Genomic DNA, 22743 nt, shown 5'->3' with positions numbered 1-22743 from the left:
CCTGCCCTAAGATATCAATATTATTTGCTAATTACCTTGAGATCTACTGGTATTTTCGTTGGAACAATACCGCCTTTTAATAATTTATCAGCAGCTTCAACACCTAATGCACCGATAAGTTCTGGTTGCTGAGCAATGGTTGCAGCCATTTTCCCTGTTTGAACTGCTTTCACGCCATCTTCAGTACCGTCAAAGCCTACCACTAATACATTTTTATTTGCAGCTTTAATTGCACGTAATGCACCTAATGCCATTTCATCATTTTGTGCGAATACCGCTTGAACGTCACCTTTACTTGCAAGTAAGTTTTCCATTACGTTTAAGCCTTTAGTACGGTCAAAATCAGCAGGTTGACTTGCTAATACATCAAATTTATGTGCTTCGATTGCTTGTTTGAAGCCTTCACCACGTTCACGTGCTGCTGATGTACCTGCAATGCCTTCTAATTGAATTACTTTTGCACCAGCACCTAATTTTTCAGCGATGAAGTCACCAGCCATTTTACCACCAGCCACGTTGTCTGACGCAATATGTGCAATAACATCTCCACTTGCGGCACCTCGGTCTAATGTAATTACGGGAATTTTGTTACGATTAGCCATTTTGACAGCATTACCAACAGCTTCAGAGTCTGTTGGATTGATTAATAATACTTTCACTCCACGTACAGTTAAATCCTCAACGTTAGCCAATTCTTTTGCAGGGTCATTTTGTGAGTCGAGTACCACTAATTTATAACCTAACTCATCAGCTTTTTTTTGAGCACCATCTTTTAGGGTCACGAAGAATGGGTTATCTAAGGTTGATACTGCTAATGCAATAGTATCTTTTGCTATTGCTGCCACACTGACACTTAAACTCAACATTAAGGCTGAGGCTAAGGTGGTTAATTTTTGCAATTTTTTCATTTCAGATTCTCCTTACAGAGTAGTGGTTAAACTTTTTTTGTTCCAAGGTAGTTATCGGCTAAAACAGCAACCAAAATAACTAATGCTTTTGCTATCATTTGATAATAGGATGAGATATCTAATAAATTTAGTGCATTATTTAAGAAGCCAATAATTAATGCACCAATTAATGTACCCATCACACGACCTTTTCCCCCCATTAAACTAGTTCCGCCAACCACAACGGCTGCAATTGCATCCAATTCATAAGAAACACCTGCTGTTGGTTGCGCAGAAGAAAGACGAGAGGTCACAATTAATCCCGCTAATGCAGATAAGAAACCACTGACTGCAAAAACGAAGATTTTAATTTTATTAACATTAATACCGGATAATTGAGTTGCAGATTCATTGCCTCCCAATGCATAAATATAGCGACCAATACGAGTGTGTTTTAATACATACCAAGAAGCAGCGAACACAAATGCCATAATCCAAATTGGCACAGGAATACCAAATATATAGCCTGTTCCTAAGAAAGCAAATGCGTCTGCGCCATCAGAAAATCCGGTGCTGATTGGGCGACCATCGGTGTACACCATTGTGACACCACGCAGTAAAGTCATTGTGACAAGAGTTGCAATAAAGGCTTGTACTTTACCTTTTGCCACGATGATACCACTCATACCACCAAGCAATGTACCAATTAAAAGTACCGCTGGAATCACGAGGAGAATCGGTAATTCAGAACCAACCATTGAGGCTGCGATTGCCCCCGTTAGTGCAAGGACTGAGCCCACAGACAAGTCAATCCCAGCAATTAGGATGACGAATGTCATACCAACAGCGATAATCGCATTGACAGAGGTTTGACGTAGAATATTTAAGATATTATCAACACTGAAAAAGTCAGGGTTGATCATTGATACGATGGCAATTAACACCAGTAATGCAATTACCGAACGTTGTTCAATTAAAAATTTTCCAAGTTGGAAAGGTTTAGTTTGCGTTGTCATAAAACATCCTTAAATTGATACCGCACTTTTGCCGATAGCTGCTGCCAATAATTTTTCTTGAGTTGCTTCCTCACGTTGGAATTCTGCGCTTATGCGCCCTTCGTGCATGACTAAAATACGATCGCTCATGCCTAATACCTCGGGCATTTCTGAAGACACAATAATGATACTCAAACCGTCTTTCTTAAATTCATTGATCAATTGATAGATTTCTTTTTTTGCACCAACATCAACACCACGAGTTGGTTCGTCTAAAATCAATACTTTTGGACGAGTCATCAAGCCTTTTGCAATAGCAACTTTTTGTTGATTACCACCTGAAAGCAGACCGATTTGCTGATCTTGGCTTGGTGTTTTGATGTTAAACATCATAATAAAATCAGAGACTGCAAGTTTTTCAGCTTGTTGATTGATATGACCAACTTTTGAGAAATATTCGAGAGCAGTTAATGTCATATTTTCTTTAACAGACATTCCAAGCACTAAGCCATCACCTTTACGGTCTTCCGAAATATAGACAATTCCGTTATTTAAACCATCTTGCGGACAAGTATTGAAAATTTCTTTTTGATGTAACCGCACTTTTCCGCTTGTACGAGGCAGTGCACCATAAAGCACCTTCATTAGTTCAGTACGGCCTGCCCCCATTAAGCCTGAAATACCGAGAATTTCTCCGCAACGTAATGTGAAACTTACATCGTGAATACCGCTACCCGTTAAGTTTTCCACTTCAAGTAACACATCACCAGGTGCTTGGTCTAAATGTGGATATTGTTCATCTAAACGACGTCCTACCATCATTTCAATTAGACTGTCTTCGTCTAAATCAGATACAGCACGTTCACCAATAAATTGACCATCACGTAATACCGTCACATCATCACAAATTTCAAAAATTTCTTTGATACGGTGAGAAATATAAACAATGCCACGTTTTTCAGCTTTTAACTCACGAATTACTTTAAATAACGCTTCTGTTTCCGTGTCTGTGAGCGCATCAGTAGGTTCATCCATAATGATGACTTTTGACTCAAAACTTAACGCTTTTGCGATTTCCACCATTTGTTGTTCACCAATTGAAAGCTCAGAACAAAGCAAATGGCTACTATGTGTTACTCCTAAACGCTTTAATAATTTATCCGCTTCGTGATGCATTCTTTTCCAGTCGATTGCCCCCCAAGCGGTGACAAACTCACGACCTAAAAAAATGTTTTCAGCGATAGTGAGATTGCCGACCAAGTTTAATTCTTGGTGAATAATGCTAATCCCAGCTTCTTGTGAATCTTTAGGACCTTTGAACGCGACTGTTTGGCCTAAATATTCGATCGTGCCGGCATCTTTGCTATAAATACCGGTAAGAACTTTCATCAGCGTTGATTTACCCGCACCATTTTCACCCATTAATGCCATTGCACGCCCTGCGTACACGGATAAACAGGCATTACTAAGCGCTTTTACACCAGGGAAGGATTTATCAATGCCACTGATTTTGAGTAAGGTTTCCTGTTGCATTGTGAGCCTCTTAAAACGGTACACCAGAATATAAAATTACATTGGCATAAGGAGAACATTCACCACTGCGAACAATGGCTTTACTAGAATGGGTAAGTGTTTTGAACGTTTCGTGACTGACATATTCAACTGCTATGATATTACCTTGTTGCTGTTCTAGCTGTGCAAGATCATTTAAAAGTGCGGTCAAAATTTCAGAATTTTTCTCGTGAATTTCTTGTGCTATCACAGCTCGTTCAACATACATTTCTGAGACTACGACATTAAAGGTTTGCAAGAAGCTTGGCACGCCAGCGGTTAGTGCAAGATCAATACGTTCAATTGTGTTTGGAATAGGTAAGCCTGCATCGCAAATAGTTAAGTGGTCAGTATGACCTAATGTTGCGATTGCTTGTGATAATTGTGCATTAAGTATAGTTGTCTTTTTCATTGCTTACCTCTTATTCTGGTAAAATCCTTATCGAAACGTTTCGATGGTTTTTTAGTTAGTGTAAGAGTAAATTCAAAAAGTGCAAAACCGTTTTGTCAGAACTGTGAAGTTGATCAAATAATTTCTTGAATATTGTGCTAGATGTTGATCCATACTGATTTTAAAATCTTCGAATAAACAGTGTTTCTGGATAACAAGGAGATCAAATGAAACAAATATGTTTGCTACTTTTATTAAGTACATTGACATTTTCTAGTTATGCAAAGCGAGTGAGTTGTAAAAGTTTTGCAACACAAGAGCAGGCACAACGCTATATGGAACGTCATAATGCTCCACAGTTAGATGGTGATGGTGACGGTGAAGCCTGTGAATGTTTGCCTGGTGGTAGTAAATATGGTTCTACTAGTTGTCGAAGATAAAAAACTAAAAAGGTGAATAGAAAAGTGCTGTTATTTAGGTAAAACAGCACTTTTTTCTATTAGGATATTTGTAATTAAGCTTTTTTCAAAAATTCAGATTTTAATGAAAAACTTTGACCGTCAATTTTGCAATCGACATCATGATCTGCATCGACTAAACGAATATTTTTCGCTTTAGTGCCTTTTTTCAAGACAATTGATGAGCCTTTCACTTTCAAATCTTTAATTAAAATCACTGAGTCGCCGTCTTGTAAGATATTGCCATTGCTATCTTTTACTACTTTTTCATCACTTTCAACTACTTCGTTGCCTGACCATTCGTGGCTGCAATCTGGGCAAACGAAATTTACAGAATCGTGATACACAAATTCACTGTTACATTTTGGACAATTTGGCATTTGTTCCATTTGATTTTTCCTCTCAATAAAAATGACGCGAAAGTATAGCAAAAAAGCGAGATTTTGCCAAAATTTGTGAATAACAGCTCTGATTTGTTTATTTTTTATTTTTCTGTAAAATTCAACGTCTTACTATGATTAAGGAAAAGAAAATGAAAAAAATCACATTGGTTTTAGGATTGGCAGCAGTATTTTGCTCAACAGGATTATTTGCACACAACATTCAATTAAATAGCCCATTAGCTCCGGTTTCAGTGGAAGAAGATGGCGAATTAAGTGTAAAAGGTGATGATGTAAGTTATAAAGCTTGGAGTTCAGTACAGCTTGTGGGTAAAGTGCGTATAGTGAACCATTTTGCTGGGCGCCGTGATGTAAAAGATCGAAACGAAACACTGATTAATGCAATTAAAGCTGCACAATTTGATCGTTCAAAATACCAAACAACAACGATCATTAACGCAGACGATGCGACATTTGGCACCGGTAGCTTTGTGAAAAGTGGTGCTGAAAAAGGCAAAAAGAAAAATCCGCATAGCCAAGTAGTTCTAGATCAACGTGGGGCTGTGAAAAATGCGTGGCAGTTAAAAGAAAAAGAAAATCTTGTCATCGTGTTAGATAAAAGTGGCAAAGTGAAATTTGTACACGAAGGTGCACTTTCAGGCGCTCAAGTTCAAGAAGTGATTAGCCTAATTACTGAATTGACTAAATAATCATCTTAAGCAAAAGTGCGGTAAAAAATACCGCACTTTTTTTATTCAACTCTTTCTTTTTACACACCTTATTTATAGAACTAATGGTTATATAATACTGCTTATTGTTATTTTCAGTGCTGAAAATTTGTTCCTATAATGCTTGTCATTCCAATAAATCAATAAACACAACAGTAAGGAATGAATATGAAATTAATCAAAACAAAATTAACAACCGCATTGTTAGCAGCAAGTTTAATTTTCGGCGTGGCGAGCCAAGTAAACGCTGGGCCTATTAGCGATCGTGTAGAAAGCACGAAGACTTTATTAGTGGGAACAGAAGGCACTTATGCACCTTTCACGTTCCACGATGCATCAGGTAAATTAACAGGCTTTGATGTTGAGGTGATTGAAGAAGTGGCGAAACGTCTTGGCTTAAAAATTCAACTCCAAGAAACTCAATGGGACGCAATGTATGCGGGTCTAAATGCAAAACGCTTTGATGTGATCGCTAACCAAACAAACCCAAGCCCAGAGCGTTTGAAAAAATACATTTATAGTGAACCTTATAACTATTCCAATGCCGTCGTTGTGACACGTGCAGATGATAATTCAGTGGCAACGTTTGAAGATCTGAAAGGCAAAAAATCAGGCCAGTCTTTAACGAGTAATTACACTAAAATTGCACAAAAACACGGAGCAAATTTAGTGACAGTAGAAGGTTTAGCACAAGCATTAGAATTGATTCGCCAAAAACGTGCAGATACCACAGTAAACGACAAATTAGCGGTGCTTGATTATTTCCAAAAAATGCCAAATGCAGGCTTGAAAATTGCCGCTGAAAATAAAGATAAGGTGCCGTCAGGTTTTGCCTTCTTGAAAGGTGAGGAAGAATTGGTGTCAAAAGTAAATCAAGCATTAGCGGAAATTCGCGCCGATGGCACCTTAAAACAGATTTCAATTAAGTGGTTTGGTGATGATATTACTCAATAATTTTCTTTCGAATTTGCCCTTTATGAATGAAGAACGAGCTGATCTATTGATCAGCTCTTTTTGGCCTATGCTTGAAGCAACGCTGATTAGCACCATTCCATTGGCGTTAATTTCATTTTTCGCGGGGCTATTGATTGCCGTTGGCGTAGCAGTTATTCGCACAATGCCGTCGCAATCTGTTTTTCATCGCATATTGGTTGGATTAGCACGCATTTATGTGTCTATTATTCGTGGCACACCAATGCTTGTGCAGATTTTCATTATTTTTTATGGGCTGCCTGAAATTGGGATTACGTTAGATCCATTTCCAACTGCAATTATTGCTTTTTCTTTGAATATTGGTGCATATGCATCAGAAACAGTACGTGCAGCGATTTTGTCGATCCCAAAAGGGCAATGGGAAGCTTCTTATGCGATTGGTATGGGCTATCGCCAAGCCTTTATTCGTACGATTATTCCGCAAGCAATGCGAGTATCTGTCCCACCACTTTCGAATACATTTATTAGCACAGTAAAAGATACATCATTAGCATCATTGGTTTTAGTAACTGAATTATTTCGCATTGCACAAAACGTAGCAGCTTCATCTTATGAATTTATTTTGGTGTATAGCCAGGCTGCATTGATTTACTGGATTATTTGCTTCGTTTTATCTATCGTACAACAACGTGTAGAAATGCGACTTTCTCGTCATTTGTAAGGTGGTTTTGATGTTAGAAATTAAAAATATTCATAAACAATTTAAAGGCAATGAAGTCTTAAAAGGGATTGACTTAACTATTCAAAAAGGTGAAGTGGTAGCAATTTTAGGCCCTTCTGGATCTGGAAAAACTACGCTTTTACGTTGTTTAAATTTATTAGAAAAACCTGATCAAGGCATATTACGTTTTACTGATGGCAGCCTTGAAATCGATTTTGATAAAAAAATTTCGAAGCAAACTGAATTGGCATTACGTCGTCGTTCTTCAATGGTGTTTCAACAATATAATTTATTCCCACATCGTACCGCGCTTGAGAATGTAATGGAAGGGCCTGTCGTGGTGCAGAAAAAGCCTGTTGAAAAAGCACGAGAGCAAGCGTTAGCATTATTGAAAAAAGTAGGACTTTCTGAAAAAGCACAGCTTTTTCCATCACAATTATCGGGCGGTCAACAACAACGTGTTGGTATCGCACGTGCTTTAGCGGTGCAACCCGAAATCATTTTACTTGATGAGCCAACTTCTGCCTTAGATCCTGAATTAGTTGGCGAAGTGTTACAAGTGCTAAAAGTACTTGCTAAAGAAGGTTGGACAATGATTATCGTAACGCACGAAATGAAATTCGCAAAAGAAGTGGCAGATAGAGTGGTATTTATGGATGCTGGAAAAGTTGTTGAGCAAAACAGCGCCGAAGCATTTTTCTCCAATCCTCAACATGAGCGTACAAAGCAGTTTTTATTGCAAACTAATATGCATGATTTTGTGCAAGATTATATGATCTAGTTCAGGTTATTTGTGTTTGTTAGTTGTCAAGGCCGACTGGATGTTGTAAAAACACAAAAGGCTTACAACACATATAAAACCAATAAAAAAGCAGTGTTAAGCACTGCTTTTTTATTTCGTAGGAAGGAGAAATTATGTCTATTAATCTCGCACGAGTGCAGTCAATCATTGAAAAGCTTGCATCTATATCTTCGGTCGAAGGGGAATTAACTCGTTTAGCCTTCAGCGTTGAAGATGAAAAAGCACATAAATATGTTGTGGATTTATGCCAACAATATGATCTTACGATTCGCCGAGATGAAATCGGTAATTTATTCATTCGTAAAACGGGTGAGGAAGATCATTTGCCGGCAGTCGCATTTGGTTCGCATATTGATACAGTGGTCAACGCAGGGAAATTTGATGGTCCGTTAGGCTCTGTTGCAGGTTTAGAAATCTTATTTCAGGCTTGTGAGCAAGGTATAAAAACTCGTTATCCATTAGAACTCATTATTTTTACTTGCGAAGAGTCTAGTAGATTTAATTATGCGACTTTAGGTAGTAAAGTGATGTGTGGCGTTACAGATCAATCAGGCTTGCAGCATTTGCGTGATAAACAAGGAAATGGGTTACAAGAAGCGTTAGCAGAAATTGGTTTGGACTTTGAAAAAATTCACCAAGCGAGACGTGCAGGTGATGAATTTAAATGCTTTTTTGAATTACATATAGAGCAAGGTCCACGTTTGGAAAATGAACAAAAAACAATTGGTGTAGTGACAGGGATCGCAGCACCAATTCGTTGTATCGTCAAAATAAAAGGACAAGCGGATCATTCTGGTGCAACAGCAATGCATTATCGCCACGATGCGTTATTAGGGGCTTCAGAACTTGCTTTAGCAATAGAGCAAGCAGCAATTGATGCAGGTCATTCTACTGTGGCAACGGTAGGGAATTTGAGCGCTAAACCTGGTGTGATGAATGTGGTTCCGGGTTATTGTGAGTTGTTAGTGGACATTCGAGGCATTCATGTTGAGGCGAGAGAGTCTGTATTTGTAGCTTTACAGCAACAGATGGAGAAAGTCGCCCAAAAACGCGGTTTAGAGATGGAATTACAGTTGATTTCTAAAGATCGTCCAGTTGTTTTACCTGATGAAATGGTTGAAAATATTCGCCAATCCGCAGAATCATTGGGCTATGCTTATGAAATTATGCCAAGTGGTGCAGGGCATGATGCAATGCATATGGCAAAATTATGCCCAACAGGTATGGTGTTTGTGCCTTCTCGTGATGGGATTAGCCATAATCCATTAGAATTTACGGAGTGGGGAGATATCGAAGCGGGAATTAAAGTACTACAAAATGTGGTACTGACTCAAGCAGAAGTGATTGAGGGATAGCCCTCTGTTTTTGAACAAGTAAAAGTGCGGTCAATTTTTCTCAAAATCTGTATCTTACAAAGTAAATGTATGTAAGATGCAGATTTTTTGTGCGAATAAGAGCAGTTATTTATGGCGATAAACTTCTTCGAAAGGCAAGCGGTAACGTTCTCCATGTATGCCTCTTTCAGTGCGAATACCACAACAAACGATCATATTAATTTCCGCACCACGAGGTAGATTTAAAATCTTTTTTACTCTACCACTGTCAAAACCTTCTAATGGGCATGTGTCATAGCCTTGTTCCGCCATTGCGAGCATAAAAGTTTGTGCGGCTAAACCACAGCTTTTATGGGTCACAATACGAGCATCCGACTCCAACATATTCACATAAATTGGCCGACGGAAACTAATCAAAGTCACTAACAATTTTCTAAATAAACCTAGTAAACCAAAAAAACGACTATACGCAAAAGGCATTAATTTTGAATAATAAGCCTTCATTTTTTTGAGTTGGTTTTCTTGGCGTTCTGGCGAAGTATTACGCTTGATATTACCGATTTGGAAGTCTAATACTGCTTTGGCATGTTGCCTGTGAAGATCTTGACGAGTGACAAATACAACCATTTGTTGTGCGCTATTTGCTGCTTGCTGACTTAAACAAGCTATAGCCAATTCTGCAAGAAGAGTTTTATCAGTGATATGATAGAACTCATAAAGTTGCATATTGGAACTGCTCGGCGCAAGAGTTGCTAATTGTAAACATCGTTTCACTTTTTCACTATCAAGCAGTTTTTCTGTATCAAAGTGACGTACTGCACGACGGTAGTTAAGGATATCAGATAAGGACATAATTTTTTCCTTTAATCTAAAAAATGAGTAGAAGGGAAGGGGATTATTTTAACTATATATTTTAGCAGAACTACAAGCAGTTTGTTCGGCTACAAAACAAAAAGTGCGGTAAAAATTACCGCACTTTTGTCAATGATTCGTGGTTGCAAGGTGGTACACTGCAAAAGCGAATGTGATGAAAATTAGTACCAGTAAAGTAATCTCTTTACCTTTGAAGGTTAACTTTCCTTCATGTTGGTAGCGTGAGTACAAATAAATCGCAATGCCAGGGACATAAAGCAGCACAGAGAGTAACAAGTGGTTTAAACCTGCAGCATATAAGATCCACAGTCCATAAATTGATGAAAGTAGCCCTGTTAGTTTGATGTACCACGCACTGTTTTGTTGGATAGATAACTTCAATAAATATGCGCCGATTAAAAGGTAAGGTACTAAAATCATTGAGGTTGATATAAGCAATAAGGCGTTATAGCTTTTACCAGTCATTAGCACCAACACTAAACAGAGTTGAACCACTAAATTGGTAAACCAAAGTGAGTTAATTGGTGTATCATTTTCATTGATTTTATTTAGAATTTTAGGAAAAGCTCCATTTTCCGAGCCACGGTAAGGTACTTCGGCAGAATACATTGTCCAGCTGATATATGAAGCCAATACAGAAACGATCAAACATAATGTAATGATGATTTTACCACTTCCGCCAATCATATGCTCAAGCAAACCCGCCATTGATGGATTCGGCATTGTCGCAATCATTTCGCGCGGTAATACTCCAAGAGAGAGAACCGTGATTGCGACATAAAGGATCAATGCGATGACAATCCCTAATACTGTTGCTAACCCCACATCACTGCGTTTTTTAGCGTGGCCTGAAAGTACTGCAGCTCCTTCAACTCCAACGAAAACCCAAAGCGTGATTAACATTGTGTTTTTTACTTGATCTGTAATTGAGTTATTCAGATTTACCGCTTTCACATCGTGACTAAAGGTATCTGGTGAGAAAAACCAAGCAGCAAGTGCAATAAATAAAATTAATGGAAATGCTTTAACGAAAGTAGCAAGTAAGTTTAGAAATGCAGCTTCTTTGATTCCTCTAGTGATTAGCCAATGAACTAACCACACAACTAGGGAAGATCCTAAAAAAGCTAAAATAGTGTTACCTTGACCAAAAATGACATTGTTTTCACTGTCAGTAAATAAACCAATGCCTTCAAAGGCGACCACTAAATATCCTACACTGCCAATAGTTGCACATAGCCAGTAACCCCAAGCAGAGAGAAAACCAATTAAATCACCAAAGCCTTCTCGTGCGTAAGTGTAAATACCACCATCAAGATCGGGACGTAAACGAGATATAAAGAAAAATGAAAGACCTAAAAAAATGATCCCAATACCTGTGATGATCCAACCGATCACTAATGCTTCAGCTCCTGCCACCTCAGCCATATTTTGTGGTAAGCTGAAAATTCCTGAACCGATCATGGAACTGAGAACGAGTGCGGTGAGAGATAACAAACCAATTTTTTTATTCGACATACTGTCTTCTCTGTATTGTTTTTATTGTAGAAATACTCAAAAAAACACCGCACTTTGCGTTGAGTAGATTAGCAAAAAGTGCGGTGATTTTTAGACACGTTTTTAAACGTTAAAACGGAAGTGCATTACATCACCATCTTGTACGACATAATCTTTGCCTTCTAAGCGCCATTTCCCAGCTTCTTTTGCTCCAGCTTCACCCTTGTATTGAATAAAGTCGTCATAAGCGATAACTTCTGCTCGAATAAAGCCTTTTTCGAAGTCAGTGTGGATAACGGCTGCTGATTTTGGTGCAGTTGCACCAATAGGAATGGTCCAAGCGCGAACTTCTTTTACACCCGCAGTAAAGTAAGTTTGTAGATTTAATAATTTATATCCCGCACGAATTACACGATTTAAGCCTGGTTCTTCAATGCCTAAATCTTGTAAAAACTCAACTTTCTCTTCGTCATCTAATTCTGCAATTTCAGATTCAATCGCCGCGCATACAGGCACAACAACCGCACCTTCTTTTTCGGCAATTTCGCGCACACGATCTAAATATGGGTTGTTTTCAAAACCATCTTCATTGACGTTTGCGATGTACATTGTTGGTTTTAACGTTAAGAAGTTATAGCCTTTGATTGCTTGTAACTCGTCTTTGTCTAAACCCACAGAGCGAATCATTCCTGCGTTTTCTAAAACTGGCAGAATTTTTTCCATAATAGAAAGCTCGAATTTCGCTTCTTTATCGCCACCTTTAGCGCGTTTTTGTAAACGTTGAATTGCACGTTCACAGCTGTCTAAATCTGCTAATGCTAGTTCTGTGTTGATCGTGTCGATATCTTCAGCTGGATCAATTTTACCGGCAACGTGAACAATATCATCATTCTCAAAACAACGAACAACGTGACCAATTGCATCTGTTTCACGAATGTTGGCTAAGAATTTGTTACCTAATCCTTCACCTTTACTTGCACCTGCAACTAAACCAGCTATATCGACAAACTCCATAGTGGTTGGTAGTACACGCTCAGGTTTAACGATTTCTGCTAATGCATCTAAGCGTGGATCTGGCATAGGTACAACACCGGTGTTTGGTTCAATGGTACAGAAAGGGTAATTTGCTGCTTCAATACCTGCTTTAGTTAATGCGTTAAATAGTGTTGATTTACCTACGTTTGGTAAACCCACGATTCCACATTTGAATCCCATAATTTTTCCTTTAGAACTTAATATATTAATTGAATGATTTAGTCACATTTTTTTAAAGGTACGGCTTTGCCTGATTTGGCTGTAACCTTACCCTCAGGAGTATCAAGAGGTTCTAGTTTATAAACTTGAATCATACAGTTGCTACCTAGAAATCTATAATCTAATTCGTAATCTACACCTGCATCAGGTATAAATTCGCCATTTACTTCACAACTTACACTTGTTTCCATTGTCGCTCCAGACGTGCTAAACCAGCTAGCACCGCTGATGACAACAGGTTGATTGGCAGTAAGACGATGTTCAGTAAAAGAGTCTGTGTCAAGATAGCTATCTCGATTAATAGCATCATAGCTACGTTGTGTTAATGGCATCCCTATACTGATACTTTTTAATGTTCTTCTAGGTAAACCGTTATAGCTATTTTCTTTAGCAAGTGGATTACCGCTACGAATAGTTTCTCCATTATCTTCAATCTCTTTGCAGCTTGTCGCATTGATTACTTTGATTGTCTTATTACCGTTTTTTTGGAAGATTCTGATTCGAGCATCTTCAGTTGGATCATAAAGAGTTTTTTTCTGTACAAGCACTGCACGCGCAGAACAACCAGCTAATGCAACAGAAATGAATAAAATAGGTAGAATTTTTTTCATTTTTGTATTTCCTTATTTTGTTTATATTCTACGCTTTAAATGCGTTTAAACGATTTGTTGCTTTGGTTATGCCTTCTTTGATCAGAATTTCTACGCAAGTTGATGCTTCATCTAAGGCTTTGTCAATTAATTGCCAATCTGCTGGTGATGGCTTGTTGAGTACATAAGCAGCCACTAAATTTTTATCACCAGGATGTCCAATACCTACACGTAAACGATAGAAATTTTTATTGTTAGCTAATTGCGCAATAGTATCACGCAAGCCATTGTGTCCACCGTACCCTCCGCCTTGCTTAATTTTTGCAACACCAGGTGGAAGATCTAACTCATCGTGTATAACTAGAATTTCTTCTGGCTTAATTCGATAAAAATTGGCTAATGCACTAATTGCTTTACCACTTAAATTCATAAAAGTGGTCGGCACTAAAAAACGGACTTCATTACCATTGATGACAACACGCGCAGTTTTCCCAAAAAACTTATTTTCAGGATTCAATGTAAAATTAAATTGACGAGCTAAACGGTCGATCAACCATTCACCAGCATTGTGGCGGGTATCTGCATATTTATCCCCCGGATTCCCCAAGCCCACAATTAATTTTATTTCAGACATTCATCTTATTCCAACAGTCAAAATAGTGCGATATTGTAGCGGAAAATGCATAAGTTCTCAATTTTGAAACACAGATTTTATCAATTCTTGCCTTATTTTGACCGCACTTTTCAGCTATAATGAGCAGAATTTTTTTAATGAAGAATGGAATACAATGCCAACAATTAATCAGAGCGCACTCGTGCCTTATAGTACTGCACAAATGTATCAATTAGTGAATAATTATGAGCTTTATCCTGAATTTGTACCAGGTTGTGTGAATGGCAGAACTTTGACTCACGAAGGTAATCAATTAACTGCAGAATTAGTGATTTCAAAAGCGGGGATCAGCCAGCAATTTACGACCAGAAATACAATGGTAGAAAATCGTTCTATTAAAATGCAGTTGGTGGAAGGCCCGTTCCGCTTTTTGCAAGGGGAATGGTTATTTGATGAATTAGATGAACGTTGTTGCAAAATCTCGCTCAAATTAGAGTTTGAGTTTTCCAATCCTTTAATTGCAATGGCATTTGGTAAGATTTTCACCCATTTAACCAGCAAGATGATAGATGCATTCAAGCAACGCGCAAAAGAGGTTTACAATGGCACAAATTAAAATTGAGATTGTTTATGCTTATCCCGACCGCCATTATTTAAAAAAATTGACGGTGGAAGAAGGTACGATGATTCAAACCGCAATTTTGCAATCAGGCATTTTGCAACAATATACCGAAATTGATTTGCGTGAAAATAAAGTGGGGATTTTCAGCCGTCCTGCTAAACTTACAGATCAATTAAAAGACGGTGATCGTATTGAAATTTATCGCCCTTTATTAGCAGATCCTAAAGAAATTCGCCGTAAACGTGCAGAGCAGCAAGCAGCACAAGCGAAGAAAAAATAGTTTTGTTATTGTGCATTTTATTCATCATTTCCAAACGACTTAGATAACGGATAGAAAAATGATATTTTGTTTACCTGAACATATTACCCCTGAAATCTTTTTGCGTGATTATTGGCAAAAACAACCTTTATTAATTCGTAACGGCTTGCCACAACTGGTCGGTATGTTTGAGCCAGCAGACATTATCGAATTAGCGCAGCAAGAAGGTGTGACTGCACGTTTAATCAAACAATTTTCAGAAGATAATTGGCAATTAAAACGCAGTCCATTAGAAGCAAAAGATTTCAAAAACTTACCAGAACAATGGTCAGTGCTGGTGCAAAATTTAGAGCAATGGTCGCCAGAATTGGGGCAATTATGGAATGCGTTTGGGTTTATTCCACAATGGCAACGTGATGACATTATGGTGTCTTATGCGCCAAAAGGTGGCTCGGTAGGCAGACATTATGATGAATATGATGTGTTTTTAGTGCAAGGCTGTGGTCACCGCCGTTGGCAGCTCGGTAAATGGTGCGATCCAAGTACAGAATTTAAAAGCAATCAGCCGATTCGTATTTTTGATGATATGGGCGATTTGATTTTTGATGAAGTAATGGCTCCGGGCGATATTCTTTATGTGCCTTCTCGTTTATCTCATTACGGCGTAGCAGAAGATGATTGCTTAACTTTCTCTTTCGGTTTGCGTTATCCAAATGTGGCAGATTTATTAGATAATGTGAACAAGAGCATTTGCCAATCCTTACCTGATATTGACGTGACGGAAATGAATATTCCGCTACGTTTAAGTCCTACTGAACAAGCAACAGGTAAGCTTGACCCAGCGATGATCGCCACAATGAAACAGCAATTTTTAGATAAATTAGCGAATTCAGCACAATTTGATCGCTTATTTCAACACGCAGTGGCAACGACTGTTAGCACAAGACGTTATGACTTATTGGAAACGGAAGAGTATTGCGATTTAGACGAAGTGCGGTCAATTTTGGAAGAAAATGGCACGATCGTGCAAGATAATAATTGTAAGTTGCTTTATCTTGAAAACCCATTACGTATTTATGCCAACGGCGAATGGCTAGATGAATTAAATGAGATTGAAGCTCAAGTGTTAAAAGCTATGGCGGATGGCAAACAATTGGATTTTGCTTTCTTAACTACGTTATGTGAACAAGATGAGGATCCAGATACGGCATTAGATTTATTACTTGATTCGTTATGCAACTGGATTGATGACGGTTGGGTGCTAGTGGAATAAAATTCACAATTGCTTATTTTCATTTTGTCACCGTAAATAAATTTTCAACTTAAGGTATTACCAATGTCTGAACAAATTTATTCTGTCTCGCAACTGAATCAAACCGTGCGTGTTATGTTGGAAAATCAATTAGGCTATGTTTGGCTCACAGGCGAAATTTCCAATTTTACGCAACCTGTTTCGGGGCATTGGTACTTAACCCTGAAAGACGAAAATGCACAAGTCCGTTGTGCAATGTTTCGTATGAAAAATATGAGAGTTAATTTCCGCCCACAAAACGGAATGCAAGTGCTTGCGCGTGCGAGTGTCAGTTTATATGAACCAAGAGGGGATTATCAGCTAATTATCGAAAGTATGCACCCCGCAGGCGAAGGTTTGCTACAACAGCAGTTTGAAGCCTTAAAAATGAAATTAGCTGCAGAAGGTTTATTTGCGCAACATCTTAAGAAAAATCTACCGCACTTTAGTAAGGCAGTCGGGATTGTGACCTCAAAAACAGGGGCAGCATTACAAGATATTTTGCATATTTTACAACGTCGCGATCCCAGTTTAAAAGTGGTGATCTACCCAACAGCAGTGCAGGGCAAAGAGGCCACTGCGGAAATTGTACAAATGATAGAGCTTGCTAACCAACGCCAAGAAGTTGATGTGCTGATTGTGGGGCGTGGTGGTGGCTCGCTAGAAGATTTGTGGTGCTTTAATGAAGAAAGTGTTGCGCGCGCTATTTTTAACTCTACCATTCCCGTGATCAGTGCAGTCGGGCATGAAACTGATGTCACTATTGCGGATTTTGTGGCGGATTTACGTGCGCCAACGCCATCGGCTGCGGCAGAATTGGTGAGCCGTAATCAACAAGAACTGCTTCAACAACTTGCTTATAAACGCCAACGTTTAGAAATGGCATTGGATCGTTTATTTAATGATAAATTGCAATATTTACAACGTTTACGCCTACGTTTACAACATAAGCATCCCCAAACACAATTGCAAGTGCAAAAACAACAGATGAGCCAATTGAGTCACCGCTTAGTTCTAGCGATTAAAACTTTAGTGAATAAAAAACAGGATAAATTGACCGCACTTTCGACTCGTGTGCAGAAGAATCCATTGCCTTTTAACGTGCAAAAGCAACAGCAATATATTCACCAGTTAGAACTTCGATTACATACTATGTTGAATCGCATAGTGACTCATAAACAACATCAGTTTGCTAATTTATGTGGCAGACTTGATGGATTAAGTCCGCTTAAAGTGCTGGCACGTGGTTATTCCATCGCTGAAGATGAGCAAGGCAAGGCGATTACTGAAATTAGCCAAGTCAACGTAGGAGATAAATTAAAAACACGTGTGGCAAATGGTGAAATTGTCAGTGAGGTGATTTCCATTCAATCTTTCCTTGAAAAGCGAAGTAAAGCTAAACAATTAAAATCTAATTAGAATAGTTGAGAAAGGCGGATAAATTATCCGTTTTTTATTTGCTATAAAAATAAAAGCAAGCGTATTGGCTTGCTTTTCATATTTTTAATCCGTTATTTTTTCGCAGATTGATGGTTTGGTAATGATTTATGCTGGATTTGCACATCTTTTCCTTTGACTTGGAAATATTTGCCAATTTGTTCAGTGATATAAACAGAGCGATGCTTACCGCCCGTACAACCAATTGCAATCGTGAGGTAGCTGCGGTTGTTTTGTTCGAGTAGTGGTAACCAAGTTTCAAGATAAGTGCGTGTGAGATAAATAAAATTATTCACATCATTATGCTTACTTAAAAAATCTGCAACAGGTTGATCTAAGCCTGTAAGAGAGCGTAATTCTGGATTCCAATGTGGGTTTGGTAAAAAACGCACATCAAACACATAATCCGCATCTAGTGGTAAGCCGTATTTAAAACCAAAAGATTGGAAAATAATTTTCAGTGTTTTATCTGAGTGACCGCATACAAATTCGCGTAAGCGTTCAGCTAGTTCATGCGTTGAAAGATGTGTCGTATCAATAATTAAATTCGCCTGTAGAATAAGTGGCTCAAGTTGTTTTTTTTCTTCATCAATTGCATTTTCTAAAGAAAGATCTTGTGCTGAAAGTGGGTGTAAACGGCGAGAATCGCTATAACGACGAATCAATGTACTACGGTCCGCATCTAAAAAGACGATCTTAATTTGATGGTGTTGCATTTGATGTGCAAGTAGCTGATCGAGACTTTGTGATAAGTGAGGCAGATTACGAATATCTAAACTGATCGCAACGGATTTATAACTGGCAGACAAAATATCTGCCAGCTGTGGAAGTAAATCCAATGGCAAGTTATCGACACAATAATAACCAATATCTTCCAAAGCGCGTAGTGCAACAGATTTTCCCGCACCAGATCGGCCACTGACAATTATAATTTCCATAGGTTTACTCGCTTATCACTTTAAATTAAGTTTTGGAAACATCCTCTTTATTTTCGTTTGGTGTTTCCACAACTTCTGTTTCTATATCTTGTATTTGATCGTAATGCTCAAAAATTTTCCAAATTTCATCCGCACTTAACGCCGTTCTCAGTTGTTTACATAAAGTTTTGTTGGATAAATTTTCAGCAATTTCAGGGAGCTTTGTAATATACTCTGCACAGATTTGTTCAGGGATCAATAATGCAAAAACTAAATCTACATCACGATGATCTGATGAATCATATTCAACAGCAGTATCAAGCTGTAGAAAAACAGCAATAGGTTTGTCACCATTTGGAATGCGAGCTTTTGGCATTGCAATACCATTTCCTAAACCAGAATTGCCTAATTTTTCACGATTGAATAAGCATTCAAAACAACATTGTTCTGCATTTTCTAGCTGAACTTGATCTGCAATAACAGAGGTAATTGTCTCAAATACACGTTTTTTACTTGAGCATATAATGCCTTGACGAATGTTTTCAGGTTTTAATAATTCAGTAAATTTGGTCATAACTACAATTTGAATTGTTCGCCTAAATATACGCGTTTTACGTGTTCATTATTAAGGATTTCTTCAGGTGTGCCAGTGGCAATCATTTTCCCAGCACTTACGATATAAGCACGCTCACACACATCTAAAGTTTCACGCACATTATGATCGGTAATTAATACGCCTAAGCCACGATCTCTTAAATCCATAATGATTTTTTTGATATCGATAACAGAGATTGGGTCAACACCTGCAAAAGGTTCATCTAATAAAATAAATTTAGGGTTTGCTGCTAGTGCACGTGCAATTTCTACACGACGACGCTCACCACCAGAGAGTGATTGCCCTAAGCTGTTACGAATATGCCCAATATTAAATTCTTCAATTAGTTCATCAGCTCTTGCACGGCGTTGTTCTTGATTGAGATCTTTACGAATTTCTAATACGGCCATTAGGTTTTCATATACAGTTAAACGGCGGAAAATAGAAGCTTCTTGCGGTAAGTAGCCAATACCACGCTGTGCACGGTTGTGCATTGGTAATAAGCTAATATCTTCATCATCTATACGAATCGTTCCATGATCGTGATTCACTAATCCCACAACCATATAAAAAGTAGTTGTTTTTCCCGCACCGTTCGGCCCAAGTAAACCAACGATCTCGTTAGAATTTACAGTCAGGCTTACATCAGAAACTACTTGTCTGCTTTTGTAACTTTTCGCTAAATTTTCAGCGTGTAGAATAGACATAGAAAATAAAACCTTATTTCTTTACATTATTTGTTCAATTGAGCAGGGATTAATACAGTTTTTACTCTCGAATTGCCAGAACCTTTTGCTTTAAGCTGTTGTTTCTTTACATCATAAGAAATCATACTGCTGTTGATTTTACTGTCTAATTGTTTTAATTCAGCATTGCCTGTTAGCGTTAAAAATTCAGTAGTGAGATCGTAATGCACTTTGTTTGCTTTACCATTCACAGGCTTACCATTGTCTAAAGTTTGTTGGAAAGTGACTGGGTTGCCAAAGGCTTCAACCGTATCTTTTTTACCTGACTTTTCAGGTGGGCGAGTAATTACAACTTTGTTTGCTTTAATTAAGATAGAGCCTTGTGTAATCACAACGTTATCAGTAAAAGTAACAATATGATTATCCATATCTAAAGATTGATTATCTGACACTATGTTAATAGGCTGTTGTGTGTCATTTTTTAATGCCAGTGCAGATAATGACGCCATTACTAGCGTTGCCAAAAGAATAATTTGGTTACTTTTTGATTTCATAATATGTATTTACCTGTTCTTTTAAGGAGGCAATTTGTTGTTGTAAGTTGCCCGTCAGTTTTAAGCCCGTTGAATGAAAATTTTGCCCATTAATTTTCACCATATAATTTGATTGAATATCTTGTGTTTTTAAATTAACCACCGCATTTTCTGTTTCAATACGTTGCAAGTGCGATTTATCTGATAAACTTTGTGCGACTACATTCCCTTCTAAATAGAGTTTGTGATCTTTCGTTAAAGTCGCTTTATTGGCACTTAATTTCCAACTTTCATTGCTACTTTGCTCAATGTCAAACAGATACACCTCTGGCATAATAAAATCCGTATGACCATTATGACTGTAATGCTCAACAGACTGTGATTTAGCAAAATATTGTTTTTTACCAGTAGGCGAAAATACCGTTGTTTGCATATTTTTCCCTGTATATTCAGGGCTGTCGTGACGCTTAATAAGTGCGCTAAGGTCATCTTCTTTTTGGTTTAATGAGTAAAACCACGCAAGTAGTGCCAATGCCATAACAGATAAAACGATATTCCAACGAATATTCATAAGTGAGTTCAGTTCATTTTAGGTGGATATTGGATTGGCAATCATAGCATAATTTTATTAAAACTAATAAAAGTGCGGTCGAATTTTGGAAAATTTTTACTTGAATGAACGTTTTTATTTTTATTAGGTCAAAGCATCACATTGTTTATTGTGTAAAATTTGACATTCAAGGGGAATTGGTAGAATATCCCCTTTTAATTTTTGAAGCATTCTAATTTAGAAAAGAGATTTTATGAATACCCCCTTAATTGAAGTGAAAAATCTGACGTTCAAGCGAGGTCAGCGCACGATTTATGACAACCTAAATTTAAAGGTGCAGAAAGGCAAAATTACCGCAATTATGGGACCATCTGGAATTGGTAAAACCACATTACTGAAACTAATTGGTGGGCAATTACAGCCAGAAGTAGGCGAAATTTGGTTTGAGGGGCAAGACATTTGCCAACTCTCTAATTCTGAACTTTATAAAATTCGCCAAAAAATGGGAATGTTGTTTCAATCAGGTGCATTATTTACTGACATTTCGACTTTTGATAATGTAGCCTTCCCTATTCGAGAACATACACTTCTTCCTGAAAGTTTAATCCGTCAAATTGTCTTAATGAAATTAGAAGCTGTTGGATTGCGTGGTGCGGCAGACTTAATGCCTTCTGAGCTTTCTGGTGGTATGGCAAGACGTGCGGCATTAGCTCGCGCGATTGCGTTAGATCCTGAATTAATGATGTTTGATGAACCCTTTGCGGGGCAAGACCCTATTAGTATGGGGGTGATTTTAAGTTTGATTAAACGCTTAAATGAAGCTTTAGAGTTGACTTCTATTGTGGTTTCACACGATGTGCAGGAAGTGTTAAGTATTGCTGATTATGCTTATATTATTGCGGATAAGCGAGTGATTGCAGAAGGAACATCGGAGCAATTATTACAAAGTCAGGATCCGCAAGTACGTCAATTCTTAGATGGTGAGGCAGATGGCCCAGTACATTTCCATTTTCCTGCACAGGATTATGTGGAGGAGTTATTTCAATGATTGATTTTATTTCCCAACTTGGTCGTTCTGCGATAGATTTTTGCCGTTCACTTGGTCGAGCTGGTTTTATGTTGTTTGGCGCATTGGTTGGGAAACCACAAATTAAGAAACATTTCCCATTATTAGTCAAACAATTACACGTGTTAGGCGTGCAATCGTTACTGATTATTATGTTGTCTGGATTATTTATCGGGATGGTATTAGGCTTGCAAGGGTATGTGGTGTTAGTGGATTTTTCTGCTGAGACAAGTTTAGGTCAGTTAGTCGCTCTTTCATTATTACGTGAATTAGGTCCAGTAGTGACCGCACTTTTATTTGCGGGTCGTGCAGGTTCGGCATTAACGGCAGAAATTGGTTTAATGAAAGCTACTGAACAACTTTCCAGTTTAGAAATGATGGCTGTTGATCCTTTACGTCGTGTGATTGCACCTCGTTTTTGGGCTGGTGTGATTTCAATGCCAATTTTAGCAGTGATTTTTACGGCAATTGGTATTTGGGGCGGCTCCCTTGTTGGTGTGGATTGGAAAGGCGTAGATTCGGGCAGTTTCTGGTCAGTAATGCAAAATGCGGTGACTTGGGAAAAAGATTTACTCAATGGCTTTATTAAAAGCTTATGTTTTGCAATTGCTGTTGTGTGGATTGCACTGTTTAATGGTTATGATTGCTTGCCGACCTCAGAAGGAATCAGTAAAGCAACGACACGTACAGTAGTTCACGCCTCATTAGTTGTTTTAGGTTTAGATTTTGTATTAACAGCTTTAATGTTTGGTTCAAGTTAACCAAGAATAGCTGTTTATTTAT

27 protein-coding genes are annotated in these 22743 nt (G+C 38.1%); 12 read left to right on the top strand and 15 right to left on the bottom strand.

Translation table 11 applies throughout. The features are described 5' to 3' along the window. Nucleotides 1-20: 20 nt before the first annotated feature. From rbsB to rbsD, 4 genes are read right to left on the bottom strand one after another with little or no spacing between them, the layout of a single operon-like run. Nucleotides 21-899, bottom strand: a complete 879-nt coding sequence (gene rbsB, locus CKV78_RS05830) for a ribose ABC transporter substrate-binding protein RbsB (RefSeq protein ID WP_032855306.1) — start codon at nt 897-899, stop codon at nt 21-23. Between the two features lie 35 nt (nt 900-934). Beyond that, nucleotides 935-1903, bottom strand: coding sequence for a ribose ABC transporter permease (gene rbsC / locus CKV78_RS05825; RefSeq protein WP_005762874.1), 969 nt, complete (start codon nt 1901-1903; stop codon nt 935-937). 9 nt (nt 1904-1912) lie between these two features. Next, nucleotides 1913-3415 (bottom strand): ribose ABC transporter ATP-binding protein RbsA, encoded by a 1503-nt coding sequence (gene rbsA, locus CKV78_RS05820; protein WP_005762872.1) that lies wholly within the window; start codon nt 3413-3415, stop codon nt 1913-1915. Between the two features lie 10 nt (nt 3416-3425). Beyond that, the gene (gene rbsD / locus CKV78_RS05815) at nt 3426-3845 is read right to left on the bottom strand and encodes a D-ribose pyranase (protein ID WP_005762870.1); all 420 of its coding nucleotides are present in this window, start codon (nt 3843-3845) and stop codon (nt 3426-3428) included. 206 nt (nt 3846-4051) lie between these two features. Between rbsD and CKV78_RS05810 the strand changes: the two genes are divergently transcribed. Beyond that, the gene (locus CKV78_RS05810; protein ID WP_005762868.1) at nt 4052-4264 is read left to right on the top strand and encodes an excalibur calcium-binding domain-containing protein; all 213 of its coding nucleotides are present in this window, start codon (nt 4052-4054) and stop codon (nt 4262-4264) included. Between the two features lie 74 nt (nt 4265-4338). Here CKV78_RS05810 and CKV78_RS05805 read toward each other — a convergent pair whose 3' ends face one another. After that, the gene (locus CKV78_RS05805; RefSeq protein ID WP_005762865.1) at nt 4339-4671 is read right to left on the bottom strand and encodes a zinc ribbon domain-containing protein YjdM; all 333 of its coding nucleotides are present in this window, start codon (nt 4669-4671) and stop codon (nt 4339-4341) included. A gap of 143 nt (nt 4672-4814) precedes the next feature. Between CKV78_RS05805 and CKV78_RS05800 the strand changes: the two genes are divergently transcribed. The 5 genes from CKV78_RS05800 (at nt 4815) to CKV78_RS05780 (ending at nt 9201) form a co-directional block, all read left to right on the top strand. Next, on the top strand, nt 4815-5372 hold the full coding sequence (locus CKV78_RS05800; RefSeq protein WP_032855230.1) for a YtfJ family protein: 558 nt from the start codon (nt 4815-4817) through the stop codon (nt 5370-5372). Between the two features lie 180 nt (nt 5373-5552). Next, entirely contained in the window at nt 5553-6344 is a 792-nt protein-coding gene (locus tag CKV78_RS05795; protein WP_005762862.1) for an amino acid ABC transporter substrate-binding protein, read from the top strand. After that, on the top strand, nt 6328-7044 hold the full coding sequence (locus CKV78_RS05790) for an amino acid ABC transporter permease (protein WP_005762860.1): 717 nt from the start codon (nt 6328-6330) through the stop codon (nt 7042-7044). Before CKV78_RS05795 ends, CKV78_RS05790 begins: the two co-directional genes overlap by 17 nt. A 10-nt stretch (nt 7045-7054) precedes the next feature. Further along, nucleotides 7055-7825 (top strand): amino acid ABC transporter ATP-binding protein, encoded by a 771-nt coding sequence (locus tag CKV78_RS05785; RefSeq protein WP_005762858.1) that lies wholly within the window; start codon nt 7055-7057, stop codon nt 7823-7825. Between the two features lie 134 nt (nt 7826-7959). Next, on the top strand, nt 7960-9201 hold the full coding sequence (locus CKV78_RS05780; protein ID WP_005762855.1) for a Zn-dependent hydrolase: 1242 nt from the start codon (nt 7960-7962) through the stop codon (nt 9199-9201). A 105-nt stretch (nt 9202-9306) separates the two neighbouring features. On the opposite strand, the gene CKV78_RS05775 is transcribed toward CKV78_RS05780, so the two are convergent. The 5 genes from CKV78_RS05775 to pth form a co-directional block, all read right to left on the bottom strand. Next, nucleotides 9307-10032, bottom strand: a complete 726-nt coding sequence (locus CKV78_RS05775; RefSeq protein WP_005762852.1) for a nitroreductase family protein — start codon at nt 10030-10032, stop codon at nt 9307-9309. A 129-nt stretch (nt 10033-10161) separates the two neighbouring features. Beyond that, nucleotides 10162-11568, bottom strand: coding sequence for a basic amino acid/polyamine antiporter (locus CKV78_RS05770; RefSeq protein WP_005762850.1), 1407 nt, complete (start codon nt 11566-11568; stop codon nt 10162-10164). 102 nt (nt 11569-11670) lie between these two features. Further along, entirely contained in the window at nt 11671-12762 is a 1092-nt protein-coding gene (ychF, locus tag CKV78_RS05765) for a redox-regulated ATPase YchF (protein ID WP_005762848.1), read from the bottom strand. Nucleotides 12763-12800: 38 nt separating this feature from the next. Then, nucleotides 12801-13412 (bottom strand): hypothetical protein, encoded by a 612-nt coding sequence (locus CKV78_RS05760; protein WP_005762846.1) that lies wholly within the window; start codon nt 13410-13412, stop codon nt 12801-12803. 28 nt (nt 13413-13440) lie between these two features. Beyond that, nucleotides 13441-14025 carry an aminoacyl-tRNA hydrolase gene (gene pth, locus CKV78_RS05755; RefSeq protein ID WP_005762843.1) on the bottom strand — a complete coding sequence of 195 codons (585 nt, stop codon included), beginning with the start codon at nt 14023-14025 and terminating at the stop codon, nt 13441-13443. A 154-nt stretch (nt 14026-14179) separates the two neighbouring features. Here pth and CKV78_RS05750 point away from each other — a divergent pair, with 154 nt between their 5' ends. The 4 genes from CKV78_RS05750 to xseA all read left to right on the top strand — a co-directional run bounded on the left by CKV78_RS05750 (nt 14180) and on the right by xseA (nt 17595). Beyond that, nucleotides 14180-14620: a type II toxin-antitoxin system RatA family toxin gene (locus CKV78_RS05750; protein WP_032855227.1), complete on the top strand. Its 441-nt coding sequence runs from the start codon at nt 14180-14182 to the stop codon at nt 14618-14620. Beyond that, complete coding sequence (locus CKV78_RS05745; RefSeq protein WP_005762839.1) at nt 14607-14906, top strand: RnfH family protein; 300 nt, start codon at nt 14607-14609, stop codon at nt 14904-14906. The genes CKV78_RS05750 and CKV78_RS05745 overlap by 14 nt, the downstream gene beginning before the upstream one ends. A gap of 58 nt (nt 14907-14964) precedes the next feature. Continuing rightward, nucleotides 14965-16158, top strand: coding sequence for a ribosomal protein uL16 3-hydroxylase (locus CKV78_RS05740; RefSeq protein WP_005762837.1), 1194 nt, complete (start codon nt 14965-14967; stop codon nt 16156-16158). 63 nt (nt 16159-16221) lie between these two features. Then, nucleotides 16222-17595 carry an exodeoxyribonuclease VII large subunit gene (xseA, locus tag CKV78_RS05735; RefSeq protein WP_005762836.1) on the top strand — a complete coding sequence of 458 codons (1374 nt, stop codon included), beginning with the start codon at nt 16222-16224 and terminating at the stop codon, nt 17593-17595. Between the two features lie 92 nt (nt 17596-17687). Here xseA and rapZ read toward each other — a convergent pair whose 3' ends face one another. From rapZ to lptC, 5 genes are read right to left on the bottom strand one after another with little or no spacing between them, the layout of a single operon-like run. Further along, nucleotides 17688-18551 (bottom strand): RNase adapter RapZ, encoded by an 864-nt coding sequence (rapZ, locus tag CKV78_RS05730; protein WP_005762832.1) that lies wholly within the window; start codon nt 18549-18551, stop codon nt 17688-17690. A gap of 25 nt (nt 18552-18576) precedes the next feature. Next, on the bottom strand, nt 18577-19104 hold the full coding sequence (gene ptsN, locus CKV78_RS05725) for a PTS IIA-like nitrogen regulatory protein PtsN (RefSeq protein ID WP_005762830.1): 528 nt from the start codon (nt 19102-19104) through the stop codon (nt 18577-18579). A 2-nt stretch (nt 19105-19106) separates the two neighbouring features. Continuing rightward, entirely contained in the window at nt 19107-19832 is a 726-nt protein-coding gene (gene lptB, locus CKV78_RS05720) for an LPS export ABC transporter ATP-binding protein (protein ID WP_005762828.1), read from the bottom strand. Nucleotides 19833-19858: 26 nt separating this feature from the next. Beyond that, entirely contained in the window at nt 19859-20365 is a 507-nt protein-coding gene (gene lptA / locus CKV78_RS05715; RefSeq protein WP_005762825.1) for a lipopolysaccharide transport periplasmic protein LptA, read from the bottom strand. After that, nucleotides 20349-20915 carry an LPS export ABC transporter periplasmic protein LptC gene (gene lptC / locus CKV78_RS05710; protein ID WP_005762823.1) on the bottom strand — a complete coding sequence of 189 codons (567 nt, stop codon included), beginning with the start codon at nt 20913-20915 and terminating at the stop codon, nt 20349-20351. The genes lptA and lptC overlap by 17 nt, the downstream gene beginning before the upstream one ends. A 232-nt stretch (nt 20916-21147) precedes the next feature. Between lptC and mlaF the strand changes: the two genes are divergently transcribed. Together mlaF and mlaE are read left to right on the top strand one after the other, a co-directional pair. Continuing rightward, entirely contained in the window at nt 21148-21942 is a 795-nt protein-coding gene (gene mlaF, locus CKV78_RS05705) for a phospholipid ABC transporter ATP-binding protein MlaF (protein ID WP_005762821.1), read from the top strand. Then, entirely contained in the window at nt 21939-22721 is a 783-nt protein-coding gene (mlaE, locus tag CKV78_RS05700) for a lipid asymmetry maintenance ABC transporter permease subunit MlaE (RefSeq protein ID WP_005762819.1), read from the top strand. The genes mlaF and mlaE overlap by 4 nt, the downstream gene beginning before the upstream one ends. Nucleotides 22722-22743 lie beyond the last annotated feature (22 nt).

It is taken from the genome of Pasteurella dagmatis (assembly GCF_900186835.1).
Taxonomy (GTDB): Bacteria; Pseudomonadota; Gammaproteobacteria; order Enterobacterales; family Pasteurellaceae; genus Pasteurella; species Pasteurella dagmatis.
Note: the sequence above shows the minus strand (reverse complement) of the source record. Positions and strands in the feature narration are given on the sequence as shown.

What these genes read in the sequence shown, in the direction of transcription:
- rbsC (WP_005762874.1), bottom strand. Translation starts at nt 1,903, where the DNA reads ATGACAACGCAAACTAAACCTTTCCAACTTGGAAAATTTTTAATTGAA.
- rbsA (WP_005762872.1), bottom strand. Translation starts at nt 3,415, where the DNA reads ATGCAACAGGAAACCTTACTCAAAATCAGTGGCATTGATAAATCCTTC.
- rbsD (WP_005762870.1), bottom strand. Translation starts at nt 3,845, where the DNA reads ATGAAAAAGACAACTATACTTAATGCACAATTATCACAAGCAATCGCA.
- CKV78_RS05810 (WP_005762868.1), top strand. Translation starts at nt 4,052, where the DNA reads ATGAAACAAATATGTTTGCTACTTTTATTAAGTACATTGACATTTTCT.
- CKV78_RS05805 (WP_005762865.1), bottom strand. Translation starts at nt 4,671, where the DNA reads ATGGAACAAATGCCAAATTGTCCAAAATGTAACAGTGAATTTGTGTAT.
- CKV78_RS05800 (WP_032855230.1), top strand. Translation starts at nt 4,815, where the DNA reads ATGAAAAAAATCACATTGGTTTTAGGATTGGCAGCAGTATTTTGCTCA.
- CKV78_RS05795 (WP_005762862.1), top strand. Translation starts at nt 5,553, where the DNA reads ATGAATATGAAATTAATCAAAACAAAATTAACAACCGCATTGTTAGCA.
- CKV78_RS05790 (WP_005762860.1), top strand. Translation starts at nt 6,328, where the DNA reads ATGATATTACTCAATAATTTTCTTTCGAATTTGCCCTTTATGAATGAA.
- CKV78_RS05785 (WP_005762858.1), top strand. Translation starts at nt 7,055, where the DNA reads ATGTTAGAAATTAAAAATATTCATAAACAATTTAAAGGCAATGAAGTC.
- CKV78_RS05780 (WP_005762855.1), top strand. Translation starts at nt 7,960, where the DNA reads ATGTCTATTAATCTCGCACGAGTGCAGTCAATCATTGAAAAGCTTGCA.
- CKV78_RS05775 (WP_005762852.1), bottom strand. Translation starts at nt 10,032, where the DNA reads ATGTCCTTATCTGATATCCTTAACTACCGTCGTGCAGTACGTCACTTT.
- CKV78_RS05770 (WP_005762850.1), bottom strand. Translation starts at nt 11,568, where the DNA reads ATGTCGAATAAAAAAATTGGTTTGTTATCTCTCACCGCACTCGTTCTC.
- ychF (WP_005762848.1), bottom strand. Translation starts at nt 12,762, where the DNA reads ATGGGATTCAAATGTGGAATCGTGGGTTTACCAAACGTAGGTAAATCA.
- CKV78_RS05760 (WP_005762846.1), bottom strand. Translation starts at nt 13,412, where the DNA reads ATGAAAAAAATTCTACCTATTTTATTCATTTCTGTTGCATTAGCTGGT.
- pth (WP_005762843.1), bottom strand. Translation starts at nt 14,025, where the DNA reads ATGTCTGAAATAAAATTAATTGTGGGCTTGGGGAATCCGGGGGATAAA.
- CKV78_RS05750 (WP_032855227.1), top strand. Translation starts at nt 14,180, where the DNA reads ATGCCAACAATTAATCAGAGCGCACTCGTGCCTTATAGTACTGCACAA.
- CKV78_RS05745 (WP_005762839.1), top strand. Translation starts at nt 14,607, where the DNA reads ATGGCACAAATTAAAATTGAGATTGTTTATGCTTATCCCGACCGCCAT.
- CKV78_RS05740 (WP_005762837.1), top strand. Translation starts at nt 14,965, where the DNA reads ATGATATTTTGTTTACCTGAACATATTACCCCTGAAATCTTTTTGCGT.
- xseA (WP_005762836.1), top strand. Translation starts at nt 16,222, where the DNA reads ATGTCTGAACAAATTTATTCTGTCTCGCAACTGAATCAAACCGTGCGT.
- rapZ (WP_005762832.1), bottom strand. Translation starts at nt 18,551, where the DNA reads ATGGAAATTATAATTGTCAGTGGCCGATCTGGTGCGGGAAAATCTGTT.
- ptsN (WP_005762830.1), bottom strand. Translation starts at nt 19,104, where the DNA reads ATGACCAAATTTACTGAATTATTAAAACCTGAAAACATTCGTCAAGGC.
- lptB (WP_005762828.1), bottom strand. Translation starts at nt 19,832, where the DNA reads ATGTCTATTCTACACGCTGAAAATTTAGCGAAAAGTTACAAAAGCAGA.
- lptA (WP_005762825.1), bottom strand. Translation starts at nt 20,365, where the DNA reads ATGAAATCAAAAAGTAACCAAATTATTCTTTTGGCAACGCTAGTAATG.
- lptC (WP_005762823.1), bottom strand. Translation starts at nt 20,915, where the DNA reads ATGAATATTCGTTGGAATATCGTTTTATCTGTTATGGCATTGGCACTA.
- mlaF (WP_005762821.1), top strand. Translation starts at nt 21,148, where the DNA reads ATGAATACCCCCTTAATTGAAGTGAAAAATCTGACGTTCAAGCGAGGT.
- mlaE (WP_005762819.1), top strand. Translation starts at nt 21,939, where the DNA reads ATGATTGATTTTATTTCCCAACTTGGTCGTTCTGCGATAGATTTTTGC.